17 protein-coding genes and 1 riboswitch are annotated in these 20838 nt (G+C 74.1%); of the genes, 11 read left to right on the top strand and 6 right to left on the bottom strand.

Going from position 1 to position 20838, the window contains the following annotated elements:
- Positions 1 to 287: 287 nt before the first annotated feature.
- Entirely contained in the window at positions 288 to 575 is a 288-nt protein-coding gene (locus FHU36_RS03205) for an Lrp/AsnC family transcriptional regulator (protein ID WP_185082311.1), read from the bottom strand.
- 131 nt (positions 576 to 706) lie between these two features.
- Positions 707 to 2443 carry a DEDD exonuclease domain-containing protein gene (locus FHU36_RS03200; protein ID WP_221495747.1) on the bottom strand — a complete coding sequence of 579 codons (1737 nt, stop codon included), beginning with the start codon at positions 2441 to 2443 and terminating at the stop codon, positions 707 to 709.
- A 73-nt stretch (positions 2444 to 2516) separates the two neighbouring features.
- Here FHU36_RS03200 and FHU36_RS03195 point away from each other — a divergent pair, with 73 nt between their 5' ends.
- Together FHU36_RS03195 and FHU36_RS03190 are read left to right on the top strand one after the other, a co-directional pair.
- Positions 2517 to 4019, top strand: a complete 1503-nt coding sequence (locus FHU36_RS03195) for a serine/threonine-protein kinase (RefSeq protein ID WP_185082309.1) — start codon at positions 2517 to 2519, stop codon at positions 4017 to 4019.
- On the top strand, positions 4009 to 5448 hold the full coding sequence (locus FHU36_RS03190) for a serine/threonine-protein kinase (protein ID WP_185082308.1): 1440 nt from the start codon (positions 4009 to 4011) through the stop codon (positions 5446 to 5448). Before FHU36_RS03195 ends, FHU36_RS03190 begins: the two co-directional genes overlap by 11 nt.
- 101 nt (positions 5449 to 5549) lie before the next feature.
- On the opposite strand, the gene FHU36_RS03185 is transcribed toward FHU36_RS03190, so the two are convergent.
- Positions 5550 to 5984: a hypothetical protein gene (locus FHU36_RS03185; protein WP_185082307.1), complete on the bottom strand. Its 435-nt coding sequence runs from the start codon at positions 5982 to 5984 to the stop codon at positions 5550 to 5552.
- Position 5985: 1 nt separating this feature from the next.
- Here FHU36_RS03185 and FHU36_RS03180 point away from each other — a divergent pair, with 1 nt between their 5' ends.
- Positions 5986 to 7428, top strand: coding sequence for a hypothetical protein (locus FHU36_RS03180; RefSeq protein WP_185082306.1), 1443 nt, complete (start codon positions 5986 to 5988; stop codon positions 7426 to 7428).
- Positions 7429 to 7672: 244 nt separating this feature from the next.
- On the opposite strand, the gene FHU36_RS03175 is transcribed toward FHU36_RS03180, so the two are convergent.
- Positions 7673 to 9310, bottom strand: coding sequence for a PH domain-containing protein (locus FHU36_RS03175; protein ID WP_185082305.1), 1638 nt, complete (start codon positions 9308 to 9310; stop codon positions 7673 to 7675).
- Complete coding sequence (locus FHU36_RS03170; RefSeq protein ID WP_185082304.1) at positions 9307 to 9837, bottom strand: PH domain-containing protein; 531 nt, start codon at positions 9835 to 9837, stop codon at positions 9307 to 9309. The genes FHU36_RS03175 and FHU36_RS03170 overlap by 4 nt, the downstream gene beginning before the upstream one ends.
- A 111-nt stretch (positions 9838 to 9948) precedes the next feature.
- On the opposite strand from FHU36_RS03170, the gene FHU36_RS03165 reads away from it, so the two are divergent.
- From FHU36_RS03165 to FHU36_RS03130, 8 genes are all read left to right on the top strand, one after another.
- A complete protein-coding gene (locus FHU36_RS03165) occupies positions 9949 to 11208 on the top strand; it encodes a sensor histidine kinase (RefSeq protein ID WP_185082303.1) in 1260 nt (419 codons plus the stop codon).
- A complete protein-coding gene (locus FHU36_RS03160) occupies positions 11205 to 11852 on the top strand; it encodes a response regulator (RefSeq protein WP_185082302.1) in 648 nt (215 codons plus the stop codon). Before FHU36_RS03165 ends, FHU36_RS03160 begins: the two co-directional genes overlap by 4 nt.
- A gap of 144 nt (positions 11853 to 11996) precedes the next feature.
- Positions 11997 to 13319 (top strand): NYN domain-containing protein, encoded by a 1323-nt coding sequence (locus FHU36_RS03155; RefSeq protein WP_185082301.1) that lies wholly within the window; start codon positions 11997 to 11999, stop codon positions 13317 to 13319.
- Between the two features lie 82 nt (positions 13320 to 13401).
- A complete protein-coding gene (locus FHU36_RS03150; protein ID WP_312891414.1) occupies positions 13402 to 14379 on the top strand; it encodes a C40 family peptidase in 978 nt (325 codons plus the stop codon).
- 336 nt (positions 14380 to 14715) lie between these two features.
- A riboswitch (cyclic di-AMP (ydaO/yuaA leader) is annotated at positions 14716 to 14876 on the top strand.
- 193 nt (positions 14877 to 15069) lie between these two features.
- Positions 15070 to 15486, top strand: a complete 417-nt coding sequence (locus FHU36_RS03145; RefSeq protein ID WP_246501933.1) for a C40 family peptidase — start codon at positions 15070 to 15072, stop codon at positions 15484 to 15486.
- Positions 15487 to 15620: 134 nt separating this feature from the next.
- Positions 15621 to 16541 carry a hypothetical protein gene (locus FHU36_RS03140; protein WP_185082299.1) on the top strand — a complete coding sequence of 307 codons (921 nt, stop codon included), beginning with the start codon at positions 15621 to 15623 and terminating at the stop codon, positions 16539 to 16541.
- Positions 16542 to 16553: 12 nt separating this feature from the next.
- Positions 16554 to 17825, top strand: a complete 1272-nt coding sequence (locus FHU36_RS03135) for a M48 family metallopeptidase (RefSeq protein ID WP_185082298.1) — start codon at positions 16554 to 16556, stop codon at positions 17823 to 17825.
- Entirely contained in the window at positions 17822 to 18952 is a 1131-nt protein-coding gene (locus FHU36_RS03130) for a glycosyltransferase family 4 protein (RefSeq protein WP_312891413.1), read from the top strand. Before FHU36_RS03135 ends, FHU36_RS03130 begins: the two co-directional genes overlap by 4 nt.
- Positions 18953 to 18976: 24 nt before the next feature.
- On the opposite strand, the gene FHU36_RS03125 is transcribed toward FHU36_RS03130, so the two are convergent.
- Entirely contained in the window at positions 18977 to 20758 is a 1782-nt protein-coding gene (locus FHU36_RS03125; RefSeq protein WP_185082297.1) for an AMP-dependent synthetase/ligase, read from the bottom strand.
- Positions 20759 to 20838 lie beyond the last annotated feature (80 nt).

The following is a 20838-nucleotide window of genomic DNA, read 5'->3' as shown; positions in this document are numbered from 1 at the left end:
GCGCCGGCCGGTCCGGCGTCCCGGCGTCGTCAGGGGCGTCGCACGGGCCGTCCACCCCACATGGGACGTCGGCGTCCACCGGGATTCCCGCCGAGGACCATGGGGACCCGAGAGCGGCCCGGTCGAGCGTGCCGTCCGCGCCGAAGACCCGGACGAGCCGGGAATGCGTGGCCACGGGACGCTTTCGGAGGGGAGATCGGTGACCGGCGGGATCCTGACGATCTCGACCGCGTCCGTCGTCCCCGTCCAGGCGCCCGAGAGGGCCGGGCGTGGCGAGCCCCCCACGCTCAGTCGGCCTCGGTGAAGCCGATCGAGAAGGCCGCGTCGAGGTCGTGGCGGGAGTAGGCGCGGAAGGCGATGTGGGTCTCGGTGTGCAGCACGCCGGGGACCTTGTTGATGCGGCCCGGGATGACCTCGGCGATCTCCTCGTAGGCGGCGACCCGGACCATGGCCAGCAGGTCGAACTCGCCGGTGATGGAGTAGACCTCGCTGACCCCGTCGATCTCGGCGATCGTCTGGGCGACCTCCGGAATCCGGTCCACCTCGGCGTTGATGTGAACGATAGCCGTGACCATGGCCCAACTCTAGCGGGTCACCTCGCGGGCCGCCCATCGCGCACTCCGGCCTGGCTCCGCCGCCTCGGCCTGGCCGCGCCACCTCGGGCGGGGCGGGCGCGTGGGGACGAGTCGCGCGGGCACCGCAGGGGTCAGCTCAGGGGGCGGCCCTCGCGGGAGCCGGGCCGGGTGAGGGGGCGGTAGGCGAGGTCGATGCGGGCCTTGTGGCGGGCCGCGCCGTGGGCGGGCAGGCTCCACACGCCGTCGACCTCCACCAGCCGCACCCCCGGCGACTCCAGCCACCGCAGGATGCACTCGGTCTCCTCGGCACTGGCCGCGTGGACGGGCCCCGGGCCGGGGATGACCGCCTCGGCCATGGCGACCAGCGACTCGACGAACGGCGTCGGATGGGCGCCCCGAGGCATGACGCCGGCCGCCGCCAGCCGGCCGTAGCGGACGACGTGGATGTCCCAGCCGCCGTCGAACGCCGGGCTGGCCGCGACGAGTTGCGGGATGCGGGTGATGGCCGACAGGCGCTGCATCCGGGCGGCCGCGCGGACGAACGCGGCCAGCCGGTCGCGGTCGACGCTCGCCTCCTCGTAGCGCTGCTCCACCGACAGCCGCTCCATCCGGGCCGTCACCGCGGCGAAGACCAGGGAGGCGTCGTCGGTCATCGCCCGGCGGGCGTTGGCGGCGTGGACGGCGTAGTCGGCGGGGGCCTCCTTGCCCTCGCAGGGGGCGCCGCACCGGCCCATCTCGTGCAGCACGCAGGCGGAGCGGCGGGTGCGCAGGCTGATGGGCTGGGTGCACTGGCGCAGCGGCACCGCCTCGTGCAAGGCGACACGGGCGTCTTCGGCGGCGCGGCTGCTGCCGAACGGGCCGAGATAGGCGGCTCCGTCGTCCTTGAGCTCGCGCACGATCGACAGGCGGGGGAACGGCTCCTGGGTGAGCTTGAGCCAGACGACCTTCTCGGGGAAGCGGGAGCGGCGGTTGTAGCGGGGTTTGGCGCCGCCGATGAGGCGCAGCTCGCGCACCTCGGCCTCCAGCGCCGTCGCGCAGACGATGTGGCGGACCCGCTCGGCGATGCCGATCATCTCGCGGATGCGCGGCCGGGTCTCGCTGGCGGTGAAGTAGGAGCGGACGCGGTTGCGGAGATTGGTGGACTTGCCGATGTAGAGGACCTCGCCGCGCTCGTCCTCGAACAGGTAGACGCCGGGGGAGTGGGGCACCGACTCGGCCAGGTGGCGCTTGCGCTGCTGCTCGGGCGTGGGGGCGCGGACGAACGACTTGAGCTCCTCCAGCGTGTGCACCTGGAACGAGCCGGCCCGCTCGATCAGCCCGTGGAGCACGTGGACGGTGGCCCTGGCGTCCTGCAGGGCGCGGTGGCACGGCTCGGCCGGGCTGCGGAAGAACCTGGCCAGCGTGGCCAGCTTGCTGTTGGGCGTCTCGTCGCGGGTCAGCACCCGGCGGGCCAGGTCGACGGTGTCGACGACCGGGTTGGCCGGCGGCGGATAGCCGTGGGCGGCGCAGGCCGCCTTGACGAACCGGGTGTCGAAGCCCGCGTTGTGCGCCACCAGCGTGGTGCCGTGGATGAACTCCAGGAAGCTCGGCAGCACCGCCTCGATGCGCGGCGCGGCCACCACCATGGCGTCGGTGATGCCGGTCAGCACGGAGATGAACGGCGGGATCGGCCCACCCGGATCGACCAGCGTGGAGAACTCACCCAGCACCTCGCCGGCCCGCACCTTGACCGCGCCGATCTCGGTGATCGCGTGGTCGGCCGGTGAGCCGCCGGTCGTCTCGAGGTCGAACACGACGAACGTGACGTCACTCAGCGGGGTGCCGAACTCGTCGAGAGTGCCTTGAACCGCGTCCACGACCAAGACCATAGAGAGGGCGACCGACAGTCGGGCATCGTGGACCGATATCCGTCGCCTTGAAGACTTCGTTACTCTTCCGTTTATGTCCGGGGGAAAACTCGCCAACCGCTATGCCCTGGTGCGGCCGCTCGGCAGCGGCGGCATGGGGCGGGTGTGGCTGGCCAGGGACGAGATGCTCGATCGCGAGGTGGCGGTCAAGGAGCTCACCCTGCCCGAGGGCCTGCCGGCCGCCGAGCGGGCCGAGCTCGTCACGCGTGCCGTGCGCGAGGCGCAGGCCACCGCGCGGCTGCGCCACCCCGGCATCGTGGCGCTGCACGACGTCATCGTCGAGCACGACCGGCCGTGGCTGGTCATGGAACTGCTGCGCGGCAGCACGCTGGGAGAGGCCGTCCAACGGCACGGGCCGATGCCGCAGGAGCACGCCGCGCGCATCGGCGCCGACGTCCTGGAGGCGCTGTCCGCCGCTCACGCCCAAGGGCTGCAGCACCGCGACGTCAAGCCGGGCAACGTGTTCCTCACCGACGGCGGCCGCGTGGTGCTCACCGACTTCGGCATCGCCAGGCAGGAGGGCCAGGCGGCGCTCACCGAGCAGGGCGTCATGATCGGCTCGCCCGGGTTCATCGCGCCGGAGCGGCTGGAGGGCGACCCCGGCGGGCCGGCCAGCGACGTGTGGTCGCTCGGAGCCACGCTGTACGTCGCGGTGGAGGGCCGGCCGATGTACGACGGCGCGCCGGGCGAGCGGATCACCGCCACGCTCACCGTGCCGCCGCCCCGCGCCGCCGGCCCGGTCGGCGAGGTCGTGGCCGCCATGACGGCGCGTCACCCCGTCGCCCGGCCCGACGCCTGGAGCGCCCGCAACGCGCTCAGGCAGGTCGCCGCAGGCCAGGCGCCCCAGTTGCCGCACCACGACGCCACGGTGCCGACCAGGGTCCGGCGCCGCGGCAGGTCCTGGCTGTGGGCGGCGGCCGCCGTGACGCTCGCCGCCGTCGCGGTGGCGGTCGCGTTCGTCGTGGTACGCGGCCGGGACGACGCGCCGCCCGAGGCGTTCGCCGTGCCGATGGACGTGTGCTCCCTGCTGACGCAGGAGGAGGTAGGCCGTCTCCTGCGCACCCAGAAGCCGCCCAAGGGGCAGCCTGGGTCCGACGAGGAGGGCCCGGCCTGCGACTGGCCGGCGGTCGAGCAGGGGGTGGGCCTGCAGGTGCAGAAGGACTCCGACACCCCTGACCCCTGGTCGATGACACCGGCCACGGCGCACACCCTGTTCGAGAACCAGAAGCGCTACTGGGGCAAGTTCGCCGGCAAGCAGATCGACTGGACCTGGCCCGAGATCGGGGCCGAGGGCCGCAACCCGGCGACGCTCACGTCGATCAGGCCGGTCGGCGGCCTGGGGGAGGAGGCGTTCGCCCACGAGCTGAAGGGCCCGACGAACATGACGCACTCCGCCTACGTCTACTACCGGCTCGCCAACCTCGTCGTACGGGTGCACTACTCGACGCTGGCGGACCGGCCGAGCGACGAGGACATCAGGCAGAACGCGCTGTCGGCGGCGCGGGCGGTCGAGGGGGCGTTGCGCCGTGCGGACTGAGCACTACCTGCTCGCCGGCCGCTACCTCCTCGTCGAGCGGCTCGGCGAGGGCGGCGCAGGCACCGTCTGGCGGGGTGTCGACCAGGTGCTCGACCGGCAGGTGGCGGTCAAGCAGGTGCGCGTGCCGGCCGGCCTCACCCCGCAGGAGCGGTCCGCGTTCACCGGCCGGGCCATCCACGAGGCCCGCTCGGCGGGGCGGCTGCGCGACCCCGCGATCGTCCTGGTGCACGACGTGGTGCTCGACGGCGACCAGCCGTGGATCATCATGGACCTGGTCACAGGCCGCTCGCTGGACAAGGTCATCAAGGACGGCGGGCCGCTGCCGCCCCACGAGGTGGCCCGGATCGGGCTGCGGGTGCTGTCCGCGCTGGAGACGGCCCACATGCACGGCATGCTGCACCACGACGTCAAACCGGCCAACATCCTCCTCGACGGCGACGGCTCGGCCATGCTCACCGACTTCGGGATCGCGGTGCCGCTGTACGGCCAGGACGGCGGCGGGCCGGCCGGCGGCTCGCTCGGCTACATGGCTCCCGAACGGCTCAACCAGCAGGCCGCCGGTCCGGCCTCCGACCTGTGGTCGTTGGGCGCCGCCCTCTACGCGGCGGCGGAGGGGCGCCCGCCGTTCGAGCGGCCCATGCCCGCGGCCGTGGCGGCCGCGGTGCTGCTGCACGCCCCGCCGTACCCCGAACGGGCGGGCCGGGTCCTCGGCGACCTCATCATGGCGATGCTGGCCAAGGACCCGGCTGTGCGGCCACCGGCCGCGCAGGTGCGCGAGCGGCTGACCGCCGTCGCCCAGCCCGCCCGCCGCCGGAGCCGCTGGTGGCTCGCCCCTGTCGCGGTCGCCGCCGCCGTGGTGGTGGTGGGGGTGGCCGGCTGGTACGGCGTCGCCGCCCTGCGGGGCGAGCCCGACACCGGCACCTTCGTCACGGCGCCCGACCCGTGCCGGCTGCTCGGCGACGCGCAGGCGGCCGAACTGCTCAGGGGCCCGGTCCGCCGCGCGGCGACCAAGCCGGGCGAGTGCCAGTGGACGCTCGACCAGGGCTCCTCCCCCGACGGCCGGATCACCGTGCGGGTCCGGGCCGAGCGGCCCAACGGCGACCTCGGCGGGGCGGCCATGGCCGAGATGAGGTTCGCCGGCGAGCGCGTCGCCCGGGCGGGGGCGCGGGGCAAGGTGTTCCGCACGGTCAGGGGCCCGGTGGCCGACGTGCCCGGGGTCGGCGAGAAGGCGTTCACCCAAAACGTCTTCAAGCTGTTCATGGACTCCACCGAGCGGGGGCAGTCGGACAGCGTGGTGCTCTTCCGCCTGAGCAACCTCATCGGAGAGGTGGTGCTGCACCGCGCGGACGTGCCGGCGGACGACGCCGCCGGCGGGCGGGACACGGCGGCCGCCGCCGCCCGCCTGGTGTCGGCGGCGCTCGGGCAGTGAGGCCGTCCGGCCGGGCCCCGCGGCCCGGGGCGGGAGCACCGACCCCCACGTGCCCGTCAAGCGCATTCACTAGCATGTGCACCCGCACGTCATGGCGAACATCAGGAGTCCCCCGTGAATCCCGGTAGCGAGTACGAGCCGCCGAACCCGCCCGGGCCGGAGCCCGGCAGGCAGTACCCGCCGTCGCCCGCGTGGCCGGCCACACCTCCGCCGAACCCCGGCCCCCACCAGCCTCCCGGCCAGGGCCCCCACCACGCTCCCGGCCCGCAGTACCCGCCGGGCCCCGGCCCGCAGCACCCCGCAGGCGGCCCGCACCAGCCCTCGGGCCCCTGGCCGCAGCATCCGCCCGGCTCCGGCCCGCAGTACCCGGCGCCTCCCGGCCAGCCGCCCACGGCGCCTCCCGGCCAGCCGCCCACGGCGCCTCCCGGCCGGCCTCCCCAGGGCCCGCCGGTCCAGCATCCCCAGGGGCCACCCACGATGCCGCCCACCGTGCCGTCCACCGTGCCGTCCACGATGCCGCCTACCATGCCGCCCACGATGCCGCAGGGTCTGCCGGCCCCCGGAACGCCGCCCCCGGGACGGCGTGGGTGGGTGCTGCCCGCGGTGGCCGTCACCATCGTGCTCGCGCTCGCCGGCGCCGCCGGGGCCTACCTCGTGTACGGCAGGACGTCCACCGGGGAGCCCGGCGGAACGGGCGCCTCCGCCAAGCCGCCCTCCTCCGCCCCGGCGGCCGCCGTCCAGGGGCCTGATGTCTGCTCGCTGCTCTCCGGCGCGACGACGGACCGGCTGGTGCCCGGCGCGACGGTGGCCGGCACGTCGAGGGACACCGAGTACACCGTCAACTTCGACTGCAACTGGACGAACCGCCGCATCTCGTTCGGCGAGTACTGGCGCAGCCGCGAGATCGACGTCAAGGTGCGCCAGCACAAGGGCCAGGGCGCGAAGACCGGCCGGTCCATGGCACAGAACTCCTACGAGATCGACTACGGTGGCGCCAAGTTCGCGGAGACGGCCAAGCCCACCCCCACGCCCGGAGAGAAGGACTACAACTCCCCTCCCAAGGACATCCCGGGGGTCGGTGACGGCGCCTTCGCCAAGTACGTCTGGCGCCGCTCGGGCACCGTCCTGTGGTACTCCTACGGCCTGGCACACGCCCGCGTCGGCGACATGACGATCGAGGTCAAGTACCAGGCCTCCCAGCAACGCAAGGACGCCGCCGTCTTCACCAACAAGGCCACCCAGTCCGTCAGCGAGGCCAACGCCATCCGCGAGGTGAGCGCCCTGGTCGGCGAGGTCAGCAAGGGGATCGCCGCCTGGAAGGCCCAGCACCCCGGCGTGCTGGCCCAGCCCCGCAAGGCGGTCACCAGCTCGCCCAGCGCACAGCCGACGACCTCGCCCCACGTCATCGCGTTCCCGCCGGCCTGCAAGGCCGTCGAACCGGTGGCGACCCGCCTGGTGCCCGGCCCGACGCCCCGGGCGCGCTCCAGCCAGGCGGGCGGCGACGTGCAGACGGAGTGCCGCTGGCTCAACCTGGACGTGCCCGCGGGCGACGACGTCACGAAGATCCGCAGCGTGCTGATCACCACGCACCGGTTCACCAACCGCGCGGGCGCGCCCGACGTGGGCGCCGCCAAGGGGTTCTACGCCAAGCAACGCGGCGGCGACAAGGGCATGGTGGGCAGCGAGCTCGGCGGCATCGTCTGGGGCAAGGTGACCGACATCAAGGACCTGGGCCAGGCGGCGTTCGACCGCTACATCGAGTACAGGCGCATGGAGGTGCACAACGGCAGCGCCTCCGTGGTCGTGCGGCAGGGCTCCATCGTGGCCAGCGTCGACTACTCCGGCGCCGAACGGCCGAAGGGCGTGCCCGCCGACTCCGGCAAGGTGCGGCTCATGCCGGAGAAGGAGGCGCGCGCCGGCGCGCTGGAGGTGGCCCGGGCCTACATCGCCGAGCTGGCCAAGCAACCGGGGGGCGGCTGAGCCCTCAAGCAGCCCGAGCAGCCCGGACGACTGGAACACCGGGGCGAGCCCGGCCGGCGTCGCGGATCATCCGCGGGACTTCTGACGTCAACGGTTTACATGGCTGCAAGTGCCTTGAAAGTGGGATGAATAGCCTCGGTCCCGCACGCAGGTGGGCCGCGCGGCGTCCCGCCTGCCCACTTCAGGGGCATGGGCAGGCGGCGCCCGCGGCCCGCCACCGTGCGTCACCCGGCCGGCGCGCGGGTCAGCGGCCGGCGTCCACGAGCGGGCGGTCGCCCACGGGGACGAGGAACGGGTCGAGCAGCCCCGGCACGGCTTGGGCGGCCAGGCGCAGGCCGTCGTCGCGGCCCACGTCCAGCACGTCGTAGTGCCCGGCGCCCGCGGCTGTCGTCGCCGAGACCGTCAGCAGGCCCGCCCGGCGCTGGAAGTACGACTGCGTGATCGTCCAGCCCACGATGCCGGCGCGGTCGAGCGCGACCGTGCGGCGCGTCACGGCGCCGTGCCGGGTGACCAGGTGCCGCGCGCCCAGCGCGTGCCCGAGACCCCGGTAGGCGTCCACGGCCAGCCACAGGGCGGCGGGCAGCGCGAGCGCCGGGAGGAGCCAGACCCAGCCGCCCGTCCAGGCGTCCCACCCGCGGCCACCCGCCCACAGCACCCATCCCCAGCAGGCCGCGGCGAGCACCGCCACCGTCGTCACCGCGCGGACCAGCCGCCTGCGCCGCGCCGCTCCGGGATGCGGGACGGGCTCCGGCACCCACGCGCCGGTGTGCGGCTCCCGCACGTGCTGCCCGTGCGGCTCCCGTACGTGCCGCTCATGCACGTGCTGCCCGTGCGGTTCCCATACGGGCGGCGCGGCAGGGGTGGCCGGGGCGGGGAGGGCCGCGATCCGGGCGGCGAGGCGGGCCGCCTCGGCGCGGGGGAGCGGCGGGGTGAGGGCGGCGACGTCCTCGGTCTCGCCCTCCGCGGCCTTGCCGAGCCCGGTCGCCACCGCCGTGACCCGCGCCCCGCCGCCGAGCCGCAGCAGCAGCGGTTCGCGGATCTCCACACCGCGCAGCCGGCGCTCCTCCAGCGTCAGCGACCGGCTGGTCAGCAGCCCCCTGCTCAGCCGCAGCCGGCCGGGCTCACGCTCCAGCCGGTAGCGGGCCCACGACTCGGCGAACAGCAGCGCGGCCCCCAGCACGCCGACCGCCACGTTGCCCACCACGACGAGCGGCACCGCCACCCACGGCCGCCCGCTCACCCACTGCCACACCGCCAGCGCCGTCTCCTTCGAGAACGCCTCCAGCCCGAGCGCGTCCAGCGGCTTGTAGAGCGCGCCCAGCACCAGCGCCCCACCGGTGAACGCCCACACCGACAGCGGCGCGTACCTGATCCACGACCAGCGCAGCTCGGCCAGCACGCCGCCGTCGTGCGCCGCCGCGCCGGCGGCCGCGCCCGGCAGCAGGGCGCGGCGCAGCGCCTCGCCGTCGCGCCTGGTGAGCGGGTTGAGGGTCAGCTCGGCCTGCTCGCCCGCGTGCTCGCCGGTGCCGATCTTGACGACGGTCAGGCCCAGCACCCGCCGGACGGGATCGGCCCGCAGGTCCACGCTGCGCACCCGGTCGCGCGGCACCGACCGGTGCTGCCGCACGGCGATCCCGGTGCGCAGTTCGAGCCGGTCCTCGGTGAGCCGCCAGCGGGTGGCGCGCAGGCGCAGCGCGTCGTGGACCAGCACGGCGGCGACCGCGAGCAGGGCGGCCCCCGCGCACGCCCCGGCCGTCGCCGCCGTCCGCCAGCCCAGCCCGGACAGCACCCGAGCGAGGACGACCACCACGGGCACCGCGATCGCCAGCGACTGGATCGACGACGCCCCCAGGCTCCGCGCCGACAACGGCCGCCAGCTCATGTGGCGTCACCGGGCGTGGCCTGGGTGACGGCGGTCAGGCGGGACGCCAGCTCGGCGGCCAGCTCGTGGTCCAGCCCCTCGATCTTGAGCGCTCCAGCGGCGCTGGCCGTCGTGACGGTCACGTCGGCCAGCCCGAACATGCGCTGGACGGGCCCGCGCGCCGTGTCGACGGTCTGGATGCGCGACATCGGCGCCACCCGCCAGGTGTGGGTCAGCAGGCCCTTGCGCGTGTAGACGGCCTCGTCCGTGACCTCCCAGCGTTCCACCCGGTAGCCGGCGTGCGGGCTGACCACCGCCAGCAGCAGCAGGCCCGCCGCGAACGCGCCCACCAGGGCGCCGAGCCAGCCCGGACGATCGGTGAACACCCAGAAGGCCGCCACCGCGGCCCCCGCGAGCGGCACCGCGAGGAGCAGGCCCTGGGCGGTCCACCACCACACGGCCCGCGGGTCGGCCCGGTGGCGCGGCGGGCGCAGCGTGAGCGCGCCCTCCTGGGACGCCGGGCCGGATGTGCGTGTATCCCCTTGCATACCCGGCAGCCTGGCGGCCGCGCCGTCTCTCCCGCGTCGGCCGTCGGTCTCGCGGCGCATCGACTTTGGTCTGCTGTCCACTGATCCGGGGACGTCGTACGCTCGTGATCTGTGAGCGAGCCGCGCGAACACGTCCCCGAGTACCGCTGGGTCCTGCCCTCGGTGCTGCTCGGCGACGGCGACGGCAGGCGGCCGGTGCGGCGCTCGACCCGCGACTGGATCGTCGACATCGTCATGTTCCTCGCGGCGTGCCTGCTGGCCCTGCTCGGCGCCACCGAGCTGGACGGCGAGCCCGACGGGCTGGTGCTGGCCGAGCAGGTCACCGGGGCGCTGTCGTGCGCCGCCGTGTGGCTGCGCCGCAGGTGGCCGGTCACGCTGGCGCTCGTCAGCGCGGCCATGTCGTCCTACCTGGAGCTGGTCGGCGGGGCGTCGGTCGTCGGCCTGTTCACGGTGGCGGTGCACCGGCCGTTCAAGATCTCGGGGCCGGTCGCGGCGTTCAACATCGTCGCCCTGGTGCCGCTCGGCGTGCTCAGGCCCGACCCGAGCCTCGGGCCCGGCGGGATGGTCGTGCTCGGGGTGGCGATCGTGGCGACGGCGTTCGCCTGGGGCATCGTGGTGCGGGCCAGGCGGCAGCTCGTCTGGTCGCTCAGGCAGCGCGCGGTCATCGCCGCCGAGGACGCCAAGCGGCTGGAACGGGAGCGGATCGCCCGTGAGATGCACGACGTGCTGGCCCACCGCATCTCCATGCTGAGCCTGCACGCGGGCGCGCTGGAGTTCCGGCCGGACGCCCCCGCCGAGGACATCGCCAGGGCCGCGAGCGCCATCAGAGACAACGCCCACCTGGCGCTCCAGGATCTGCGCGAGGTGATCGGCGTGCTGCGCCACGCGTCCTCCGCCGGCGGCGACGGGCCGGTCCCCGACCCGCCCCAGCCGACCCTGGCCGACCTGCGCTCGCTGGTCGAGGAGTGTCGCCAGGCCGGCATGAAGGTCTCGTACACGGCGCAACTCACGCCGGAAGCCGAAGACGTGGACACCGTGGTGCCCACGGCGGCGTCCGGGATCGCCGAGGGCGACGTGCCGCAGGGGCTCGGCCGCACCGTCTACCGCGTCGTCCAGGAGGCGCTCACCAACGCGCGCAAGCACGCGCCCGACGCGCCCGTCACGGTGACGGTCCGCGGCGGACCCGGCGAGGGGCTGACGGCCGAGGTGCGCAATCCACGCTGGGCGCACCACGGCCGGCGCATCCCCGGCGCCGGCGCCGGGCTGATCGGGCTCACCGAGCGCGTCGAACTGGCCGGCGGCACCCTCGCGTACGGACCCGAACCCGATGGAGACTTCCGGTTGCGGGCCTGGCTACCGTGGTCGCCATGACGATCAAGGTACTCATCGTGGACGACGACGCGCTCGTCCGTGCCGGGCTGTCGATGATCCTGGGCGGGGCGGGCGACATCGAGATCGTCGGGGAGGCCGGCGACGGGTCGCAGGTGCCGCCGATGGTGGCCGAGCACCGGCCCGACGTGGTGCTGATGGACATCCGCATGCCGGACGTCGACGGCCTGACCGCCACCGAGGCGCTGCGCGCCGGCAAGGAGCCGCCGGAGGTCGTCGTGCTGACCACGTTCCACGCCGACGCGCAGGTGCTGCGCGCCCTGCGGGCCGGCGCGGCGGGCTTCCTGCTGAAGGACATCCCGCCGCGTGAGCTGGTCGAGGCGATCAGGAAGGTGGCGGCCGGCGAGCCGATCCTGTCGCCCGCCGTGACGCGGCAGCTCATCTCGCACGTCTCCGGAGCCGCCCGCAGCCGCGCCGACCGGGCCCGCGCGCAGCTCGCCGGCCTCAGCGAGCGCGAGCGGGAGGTGGCCCTGGCCATCGGCCGGGGCTGGAGCAACGCCGAGATCGGCCGCGAGCTGTACATGAGCGTGGCCACGGTCAAGGCACACGTCTCGCGCATCCTCACCAAGCTGTCGCTGAACAACCGGGTGCAGATCGCGCTGCTGGTCCACGACGCCGACCTCTGAGCCGCCGGCCGGGGCCGTCCGCGCCCGCTCCGGACGACCGCACTTCTCGAACTAACGCTTGTTTATGCGGATCGAGCGGTTACGGTCAGGTACGCGGCAGCCGTACCCTTGTCTGAAAGGGCATGTCACGAAGGGACAGTGGGGATGAGCTCAGCGGGTGAAGGCCTGTCTCGCCCGCTTCCCGAGCAGGTGCGGCTCAACGTGGTCGACCTGGCGGCCCAGGTTCTCGGTTCGATGCCCGCTGTCGCGGTGCCCCCGCCGCTGCGCGGCATCGCCAAGTTCGACCCGCGCAAGCGCGCCAAGCTGGGCGGCGCGCCCATCGCGGCCCAGCTGGAGAACGACAAGGAGTTCCGCGAGGCGGTCGCCGAGTCGGTGACCGCGGGCTGGCCGGAGCTGGTCGCCTCGCTCGTCGACGGCCACGTGCCGCCCGCCGCCGACCCGGTCCTGGTGGCCGCGGCCGCCTACCTCGTCCGCCCGCCCGGCTGGGCCGAGATGGTCGAGGTGGCCCGCGCCGACCTCCAGCAGTCCGCGGCCGCGGCCGAGGGGTCGGAGCGCGAGGAGGTCGTCACCCGGCTGCGCGAGCAACTCGCCGCCCAGAAGAGCGCGGCCAAGGAGGAGGCCGACCGGCTGCGCGAGCAGCTCAAGGCCGCCCGCGCCGAGAACTCCGACCTGCGCCGCCGGCTGCACGAGGCCCGCGAGCGGGCCAAGGCCGCCGTGCGGCGGGCCGAGGAGATGGAGACGGTCGCCGAGGAGGCCCGCACGGCCGCCACGGCGGCGGGCAGCGCCGGCGAGTCCGAGCTGCGCCGCCTGCGCGAGCGCCTGGCCGACGTCGAGAAGCAGCTCGAGGCCTCGCGCCGGGCCGCCCGCGAGGGGCGCAGCATCGAGGACGCCCGCATCAGGGTGCTGCTCGACGCCCTCCAGGACGCCTCCGCCGGGCTGCGCAGGGAGCTGGCCCTGCCCACCATGATCAGCAGGCCGGCCGACTCCGTCGCGGCCGTCACCGGCGAGCGGCCGGGCGTGCGCGGCGTGCCCGCCCGCGCGCTGGCCGACGACGACCCGCAGCTTCTCGACCAGTTGCTCGCGCTGCCGCAGGTGCACCTCATCATCGACGGCTACAACGTCACCAAGTCCGGCTACGGCACGCTCACGCTGGCCGACCAGCGCAACCGCCTGATGACCGGCCTCGGCGGGCTGGTCGCGCAGACCCGCGTCGAGGTGACCGTCGTCTTCGACGGCGCCGAGCTCATCGCGCCCGTCCAGGTGGTGGCGCCGCGCGGCGTGCGGGTGCTGTTCAGCGCGCCCGGCGAGATCGCCGACGACCTGATCCGCCAGCTCGTCCGCGCCGAGCCCCCCGGCCGGGCCATCGCGGTGGTCTCCTCCGACCGCGAGGTGGCCGAGTCGGTGCGCCGGATGGGAGCCAGACCCGTTCCGTCTGGACTGCTGCTGCGCCGGCTCGGGCGCGCATAGATTACGAATCTGACGTTTAGGTGAGATCTCACCCGTCACTTCAGTACTATTCGCCCCAGAACTGATCCTGGGAGGCGACACTGTGAGGTTAGGCCGGGTGCCGGTGGCCGCGGGAATCACCATCGGGCTGCTGCTGTCCCCGACAGGCGGGGCCCACGCCGAGCCGAAACCCACCATCCCCCAGGCGAAGGCCAGGCTGGCCAAGCTCAACGACAAGGCCGACAAGGTCGTCGACAGGTACAACACGGCGACGGAGAACCTCAAGAAGGCCCAGTCCACGTACACCAAGCTCAACGACATCTACAAGCGCAAACTGGCCACCGTGGCCGGCCTGCGCGAGGAGCTGGTGAACATGGCGGTCGACACCTACCAGGCGGGCGCCGACGTCACCAGCCTGCCCGCGCTGATCAGCGGCGGCGACCCGGCCAACCTGCTCAACAACGTGGCCCTGGCCGGGCAGCTCGCCGAGGAGCGGGCCGCGAAGCTGGCCGCCTTCGACCGCGAGAACCGCGGACTGAAGGGCCAGCGCGACAAGGCCGAGGACGCCCTGGCGGCGGCCGACAAGGAGCGCGACGCCGTCCAGAAGGAACGCGCCGAGGTGCTCAAGCTCATCGCCCAGCAGAAGAAGCTGCTGGACCGGCTGGGCGCCTACAAGACCGGCAATCCCAACAGCACGGGTCTGAAGTACACGGGCGCCGCCTCCGGCAACGCCGCCGCGGTGCTCAGGTTCGCCTACGCGCAGGTCGGCAAGCCGTACGTGTTCGGCGGGACCGGGCCGGGCGGCTGGGACTGCTCGGGCCTCACCCAGGCGTCCTGGCGGGCGGCCGGGGTGTCGCTGCCGCGCACCACGTGGCAGCAGTGGGCCTGGGGCGCGAGCCGCAAGGTGGACTTCCCCCAGGGCCTGCAGCCGGGCGACCTCATCTTCAGCGAGGGCCTGGGGCACGTCAGCATCTACGCCGGCAACGGCCAGATCGTGCACGCGCCGCAGACGGGCGACGTGGTCAAGATCGTCAAGCTCACCGCGTACGGCCGCAACATCGTGGGCGCCATCCGCCCCTGAGCGGGTTCCGCGGGCGCGCGTCCGGCGGGTGCGCGGTCTCTGACGGACCGCGGTCGACGGCTGGGAAGAAGTGACGGTTGAGCCCTGACAGGCCGGTGTTCCGTCAAGTGTGAGTACTGTCACATTTGCGTAACGGATCATCGTGTCGAGCTGCGATTCGTGACCTTACTGAGGTCCTTATCCGATCTTTACAGCTTGACCGGGCCTTTGCCGGATCGTGACCCGGCGCGTAACTTCTGGCGACGCGACGCCACGCCATGGCGCCGCGAACGACATCGGCCAGCCGATGACGCGATGGACATCCAGCGGTCACCGCCGCCCGATCGACCCCTTTCAGGCGGTGACCTGCCGAATCCGTGCAGCCAGGAGGCACGGAGCCGGGGACCCAGCGATCCCTTCCCCGAGGGATCAGGGGTGAATCGGCGCCTCACGCGCCGTAGGGCTACTTCCAGGCCCGAACCCGTCAGCTAACCCGGTAGGCGTTCGTGGAAGAGTCAAGGAGAAATCCTGTCTACCTCCCCGCAGAACCCCCGTCTGTCCCGACTCGCCCTGGGTGGCGCAGCGCTCACCATGACCGTGACGGCCGGAGGTATGGCCGTCCACGCTCCGGCGGCGCAGGCGGCGACGACAAGCACCACGACAAGCACCACGGCGACCGGAACGGTCACGGCTTCCACGACGACAGCGGTCATGTCCGCCACGTCGGTGAACAAGGCCGTCAAGAAGTCCCGGGCCGCCCGCCAGGCGGCGAAGGCGCGTACGGCCGTCGACGTGGCCAAGGACCAGATCGGTGACCCCTACCGCTTCGGCGGCACCGGCCCCGGCTCGTTCGACTGCTCCGGCCTCGTCCAGTACGCCTGGAAGAAGGCCGGGGTGCGCATCCCCCGTGTGACGAACGCCCAGTACGCGGGCATCAGGAAGAAGGTCTCCTTCAGCAGTCTCAAGCCTGGTGACCTGTTGTTCTTCCGCGGGCTCGGCCATGTCGGCATGTACGTCGGCAAGGGCAAGATGATCCACTCGCCGCGCACCGGGCAGACCGTGCGGGTCGAGAAGCTCAGCGGATGGCGCAAGGCGTCGTTCGTGGGCGCGGTACGTCCCGGCGCGTGAGCCGTCACGAAGACCCCGTTGGCGCCCTCGACCCACAGGCGCGAACGGGGTCTTCGTGTGCCCGCCCCCTTCTCGCCCCGCCACATCCTGGAAGCGGGCGGCCACACCGGACGGGACGACTACCATCGGGTAGCGTGTCCGTGCAGGTGAACCGTCGTGCCGCGCTGGCCTGCCTGCTGCCTCTCGCGCTGGCCGCCGCCGACGCCCCGCCCGGGCCCCCCGAGCCGTGGCCCGGTGAGACTCTCCTGGTGCGCGGCACCCGTTCCCTGATCCTCGCCCAGCGTCCGCCCGCCCACCATCAGCCCGCCCGCACCCGGGGCGATGACCGCCTCGGCTCGTCGCCGGAGGCTGCCCCGGGGCCCGGCACGCCGGGCGGCCGTCCCACCCCGCGGCCCGGGCCGGAGGGCTCGCTCACCGCCACGTCTCCGGAGGCGCTGCGTGAGCTGGCGCGGCGGGCCGACCTCGCCGCCGGGCGGGTCGGCGCGGTCCTGCGCCGCACGGTCCGTCCCGTCGTCCTCGTGCCCGCCTCCGCGGCCGAGTCGGCGCGGCTGGCCGGGACGGGCCCGCTCGACGGCCTGGCGGCCGTGGCCGACGGCTGCCGGGTGATCGTGGTCCCCGGAGGGTTCGACCGGCTCACCCCCACCGGGCGCGACGTCGTGCTCGCCCACGAGCTCACCCACGTCGCCGCCGGCACCGGCGGGCTGCCGGTCTGGCTGTACGAGGGCTTCGCCGACTACGTCGCCTACCGTGACGCCGGCCTGGCCGTCCCGGTGGCCGCCGCCGAGCTGGCCGCCGAGGTGCGGTCCGGCCGGGAGCCCCGAGAGCTGCCCGGCCCCGCCGCGTTCGCGCCCGGGGCGGCCCGGCTGGCCGCGGCCTACCAGGAGGCGTGGCTCGCGTGTCGGTTCATCGCCGAGCGGTCGGGGGAGGCGAGGCTGGTGAGTCTCTACCGTGAGGCCCGCGCGGTGGGCGCCGAACGGGCGCTGTCGGCGCTGGGGCTCCCGGTCGCGACGTTGACGGCACTGTGGCGTACGTACGTGCGCGACGAGCTGAGGTAGGGGGCACCCACGATGGACGACCGTCGCCAGGAGGCGGGGGTGCGGGAGCGGCGGGAAGCCGGGGTGGCACTGGTCGTGCTGGGCGTCGTGGTCCTCGCCGTGGTGGCGTTCACCACCCCCTGGCGGGCCCTGCCGCCGGGCACCGTCCCCGCACCCGACCCCGCCCGCGACTTCACCCCCCTCCAGCTCGCCAGGGCCGCCGCGTTCGACGCCGCGACCGGCCCGCCCGGCTACCTGTCGTACGGTCTCGGCCTGCTGTTCGCCGGGCTGCTCGTGCTCACCCCGTTCGGCGCCCGGCTGCTCGGCCGGCTGCGCGGCCCGTGGTGGCTGCGGGTCCTGGCGGGCGTGCTGCTGCTGACCGCGATCCTGCAGGCCGTGCGGTGGCCGCTCGGCGTCTGGTACGAGATCCGGCTGCGCGAGTGGGGCCTGTCCACGCAGGACTGGGCGGCGTGGACCGGCGACCGGCTCAAGGGCCTCGGCGTGAGCGTCGTCCTGACCTCCATCATGGTCCTCGCGGTCGTGGCGCTGGCCCGCAGGGTGAGGCGGTGGTGGATCCCGGCCGCCGCCGGGGCGTTCGCGCTGACCGTGGCGGCGTCGTTCGTCTACCCGGTGGTGTTCGAGCCGCTGTTCAACGACTTCCGTCCCATGCCCGACGGCCCGCTGCGGACCGCTCTGCTGGCGATGGCCGAGCGCGACGGGGTCCCGGTCGACGACGTGCTGGTCGCCGACGCCTCCCGGCGCACCACCGCGCTCAACGCCTACGTCTCCGGTTTCGGCGCGACCCGCCGGATCGTCGTGTACGACACGCTGCTGACGACCCCGCGGCCGGAGGTCGAGCTGGTCGTGGCCCACGAGCTCGGCCACGCCGCCCACGACGACGTGCTCAGCGGCACGCTCGTCGGCGCGCTGGGCGCGGCGACCGGCGCCGTCCTGCTGTTCGCTCTGTCCGGCCTGGTACGCCGGCGCACCGGGATCGCCTCCATGGCCGACCCGAGGGCGGCCGGCGTGCTCCTGGGCCTCGTCAGCCTGGCCGGCGTGCTGTCCGGACCCGCCCAGAACGTCGTCAGCCGCCACGTCGAGGCCCGCGCCGACGTGCACGCGCTCGACCTCACCAGGGCCCCGGCGACGTTCGTCGCCATGCAGAACCGCCTGGCCAGCGCCAACCTGTCCGACCTGTCGCCGGATGTCGTGGAGTATGTCCTCTATGCATCCCATCCGACCGCGCCCGAGCGCATCGCCCTGGCCCGCGCCTGGGCGCGGCTGAACGGCGTACCGGAGCCGTGACCGCACCGGCAGCGGGCGCCGGGGGCGAGATCCGGGTGGTCGTCGTGACCAACGACTTCCCGCCCCGCCCCGGCGGCATCCAGTCGTTCGTGCACGGCCTCGCCCTGCGCACCCCCGGCGTGGCCGTCTACGCGCCGGCCTGGACGGGCTGCGCCGCGTTCGACCGCCGCCAGCCGTACCCCGTCGTGCGCCACCCCACCTCGCTCATGCTGCCCACCCGCGCCGTCGCGCGGACGGCGGCCCGGCTGGTGGCCGGGCACGGCGCGCGGACCGTCGTGTTCGGCGCGGCGGCCCCGCTCGGGCTGCTCGCCCCCGCCGTACGGGCGGCGGGCGCGCGGCGCGTCGTCATGCTGACCCACGGGCACGAGGCGGCCTGGGCGGGCACGCCCGGGTTCCGCGAGGTGCTGCGCCGCATCGGCGGTCACGCCGACGTCGTCACCTACCTCGGCGAGTACACGCGCAGCCGGCTGGCAGCCGTCATCGACCCCGGCAAGCTCGTCCGGCTCGCCCCGGGCGTCGACACGGACACCTTCCGGCCGGCGACCGACCCGGAGGCGGCCAAGGCCCGGCTCGGCCTGGCGGGCAGGCCCGTGGTGGTGTGCGTCTCCAGGCTCGTGCCGCGCAAGGGCCAGGACCAGCTCATCCGGGCCTGGCCGGAGGTGCTGCGGGCGGTCCCCGACGCGGTGCTGCTGCTGGTCGGCGGCGGCCCGTACCGCCGCACGCTGGAGCGGCTGGCCCGCGGCCTGCGGTCGGTCCGCTTCACCGGCACCGTCCCGGCGGACGGCCTGCCCGGCTACTACGCGGCGGGCGACGTGTTCGCCATGCCGTGCCGCACCCGCCTGCGCGGGATCGACGTCGAGGGGCTCGGGATCGTCTTCCTGGAGGCCTCGGCCACCGGCCTGCCCGTGGTCGCGGGGGCCTCCGGCGGGGCGCCCGACGCCGTACGGCCCGGCGAGACCGGCCTCGTCGTCGACGGGACCGACCCGGCGCAGGTGGCCGCCGCCCTGGTGGAGCTGCTCGCGAACCCGGACCGGGCGCGCAAGCTCGGTGCGGGCGGCCGCGACTGGATCACCGGCGAATGGACCTGGGACCAGGTCGCCGCCCGCTTCCACACCCTGCTGGAGTGAGGGCGCCGGAGTGACCGCTCGCTGTCAGGAGTGGTAAAGCGCCTCGACGTCGCCGGCGAAGTCACGCATCACGACGTTGCGCTTGATCTTCAGCGTGGGGGTCAGGTGTCCGCTCTCCTCGGTGATGTCGGCGTCCAGGATCGCGAACTTCTTGATCTGCTCGGCCTTCGACACCAGCGTGTTGGCCCGGTCCACGGCCCCTTGCACCTCGGCCAGGATCCGCGGGTCGGTGCGCAGCTCGGCCACGCCCGCCCCCGCCCGGCCGTTGGCCGCCGCCCACGGCTCCAGCGCCTCCGGGTCCAGGGTGATCAGCGAGCCCACGAACGGCCGGTCGTCGCCCACGATCACCGCCTGGGAGATCAGCGGATGGGCGCGCAGGGAGTCCTCCAGCGGCCCCGGCGCGACGTTCTTGCCTGCGGCGGTGACGAGGATCTCCTTCTTGCGGCCCGTGATGGTCAGGTAGCCGTCGGCGTCGAGCCGCCCGATGTCGCCCGTGTGGTACCAGCCGTCGGCGTCGATCGCCACGGCCGTGGCCTCGTCGTTGTTCCAGTAGCCGGCGAAGACGTGCCGGCCCTTGACCAGGATCTCGCCGTCGTCGGCGATGGCCACCGTCACGCCGGGCAGCGGCTTGCCGACCGTGCCGATCTTGTTGGCGCCGGGCATGTTGACCGTGGACGGGGCCGAGGTCTCCGTCAGGCCGTACCCCTCGAACACCTCGATCCCGACACCCCGGAAGAAGTGGCCGAGCCGCTCGCCCAGGGCCGAGCCGCCGCAGACCGCCGCCGACAGGCGGCCGCCCGTGGCCGCCCGCAGCTTGCCGTACACGAGCCGGTCGAACAGCGCCCGGCGCAGGCGCAGCCCCATGCCGGCCCCGCCCGAGCCCTCGGCCCGGCTCCAGGCCACCGCCACGTCGACCGCGCGGGCGAAGATCGCGCCCTTGCCGCCGGCGATCGCCTTCTGCTCGGCGCCGTTGTAGACCTTCTCGAAGACCCGCGGCACCCCCAGCAGGAACGTCGGCCGGAACTCCACCAGGTCGGGGGCCACGTTCTTCATGTTCGGAGTGTGGGCCAGCACGGCCCCCGCCTCGACGAACACCACCTGGATGACGCGGGCGAAGATGTGCGCCAGCGGCAGGAACAGCAGCGCCGCCGGGTCCTTGACGGTGAACAACGGCTCCAGCGGCCCCGCCAGCACGTTGCGCGCGGTGTAGAGCAGGTTGTCGTGGGTGAGGCGGCAGCCCTTGGGCCGGCCGGTGGTGCCGGAGGTGTAGACGAGCGTCGCCAGATCGGCCCCTACCAGGTGTTCCCTGCGCTCGCGCAGCGCCTCCTCCGGCACCTCGGAGCCGTCGATCGACCCGTCGAGCGCGGCCTCGACCCGCCAGACGTCCTTCAGGCCGGGCGCGGCCTCGCGCACCGTCTCCTCGTGCAGGTCCGTCTCGACGAAGACCGCCTTGGCGGCGCTGTCGGACAGGATCCACCGCACCTGCTCGGCGGAGGACGTCTCGTAGATCGGCACGGTGACCGCGCCCACCGACCAGACGGCGTAGTCGATCAGCGTCCACTCGTAGCGGGTACGCGACATGAGCGCGACCCGGTCGCCGTGCTCCACGCCCGCCGCGATCAGCCCCCTGGCCAGCGCGGCGACCTGGTCGCGCAGCTCGGCGGCGGTCACGGCGGCCCAGGCGGCGCCGTCCTTGCGGCGCATGACCACGGTGCCCGGCTCCCGCTCCCCCCGGGTGAAGATCGTGTCGGGCAGGCTCGCGGTGGCAGGAACATCCACCAGCACGGGAACGCTGTACTCGCGCACGGACCAACTCCTCCGGGTGCACGCTTCGGGGAACGGCCTGGACGTTACCGCGATAAGTTACGCGCCGGTAGCCCCGACAT

The sequence above is a fragment of the Nonomuraea muscovyensis genome (assembly GCF_014207745.1).
Classification (GTDB): domain Bacteria; phylum Actinomycetota; class Actinomycetes; order Streptosporangiales; family Streptosporangiaceae; genus Nonomuraea; species Nonomuraea muscovyensis.
The sequence above is the reverse complement of the archived record's forward strand: the minus strand, read 5'-3'. Positions and strand labels throughout refer to the sequence as shown.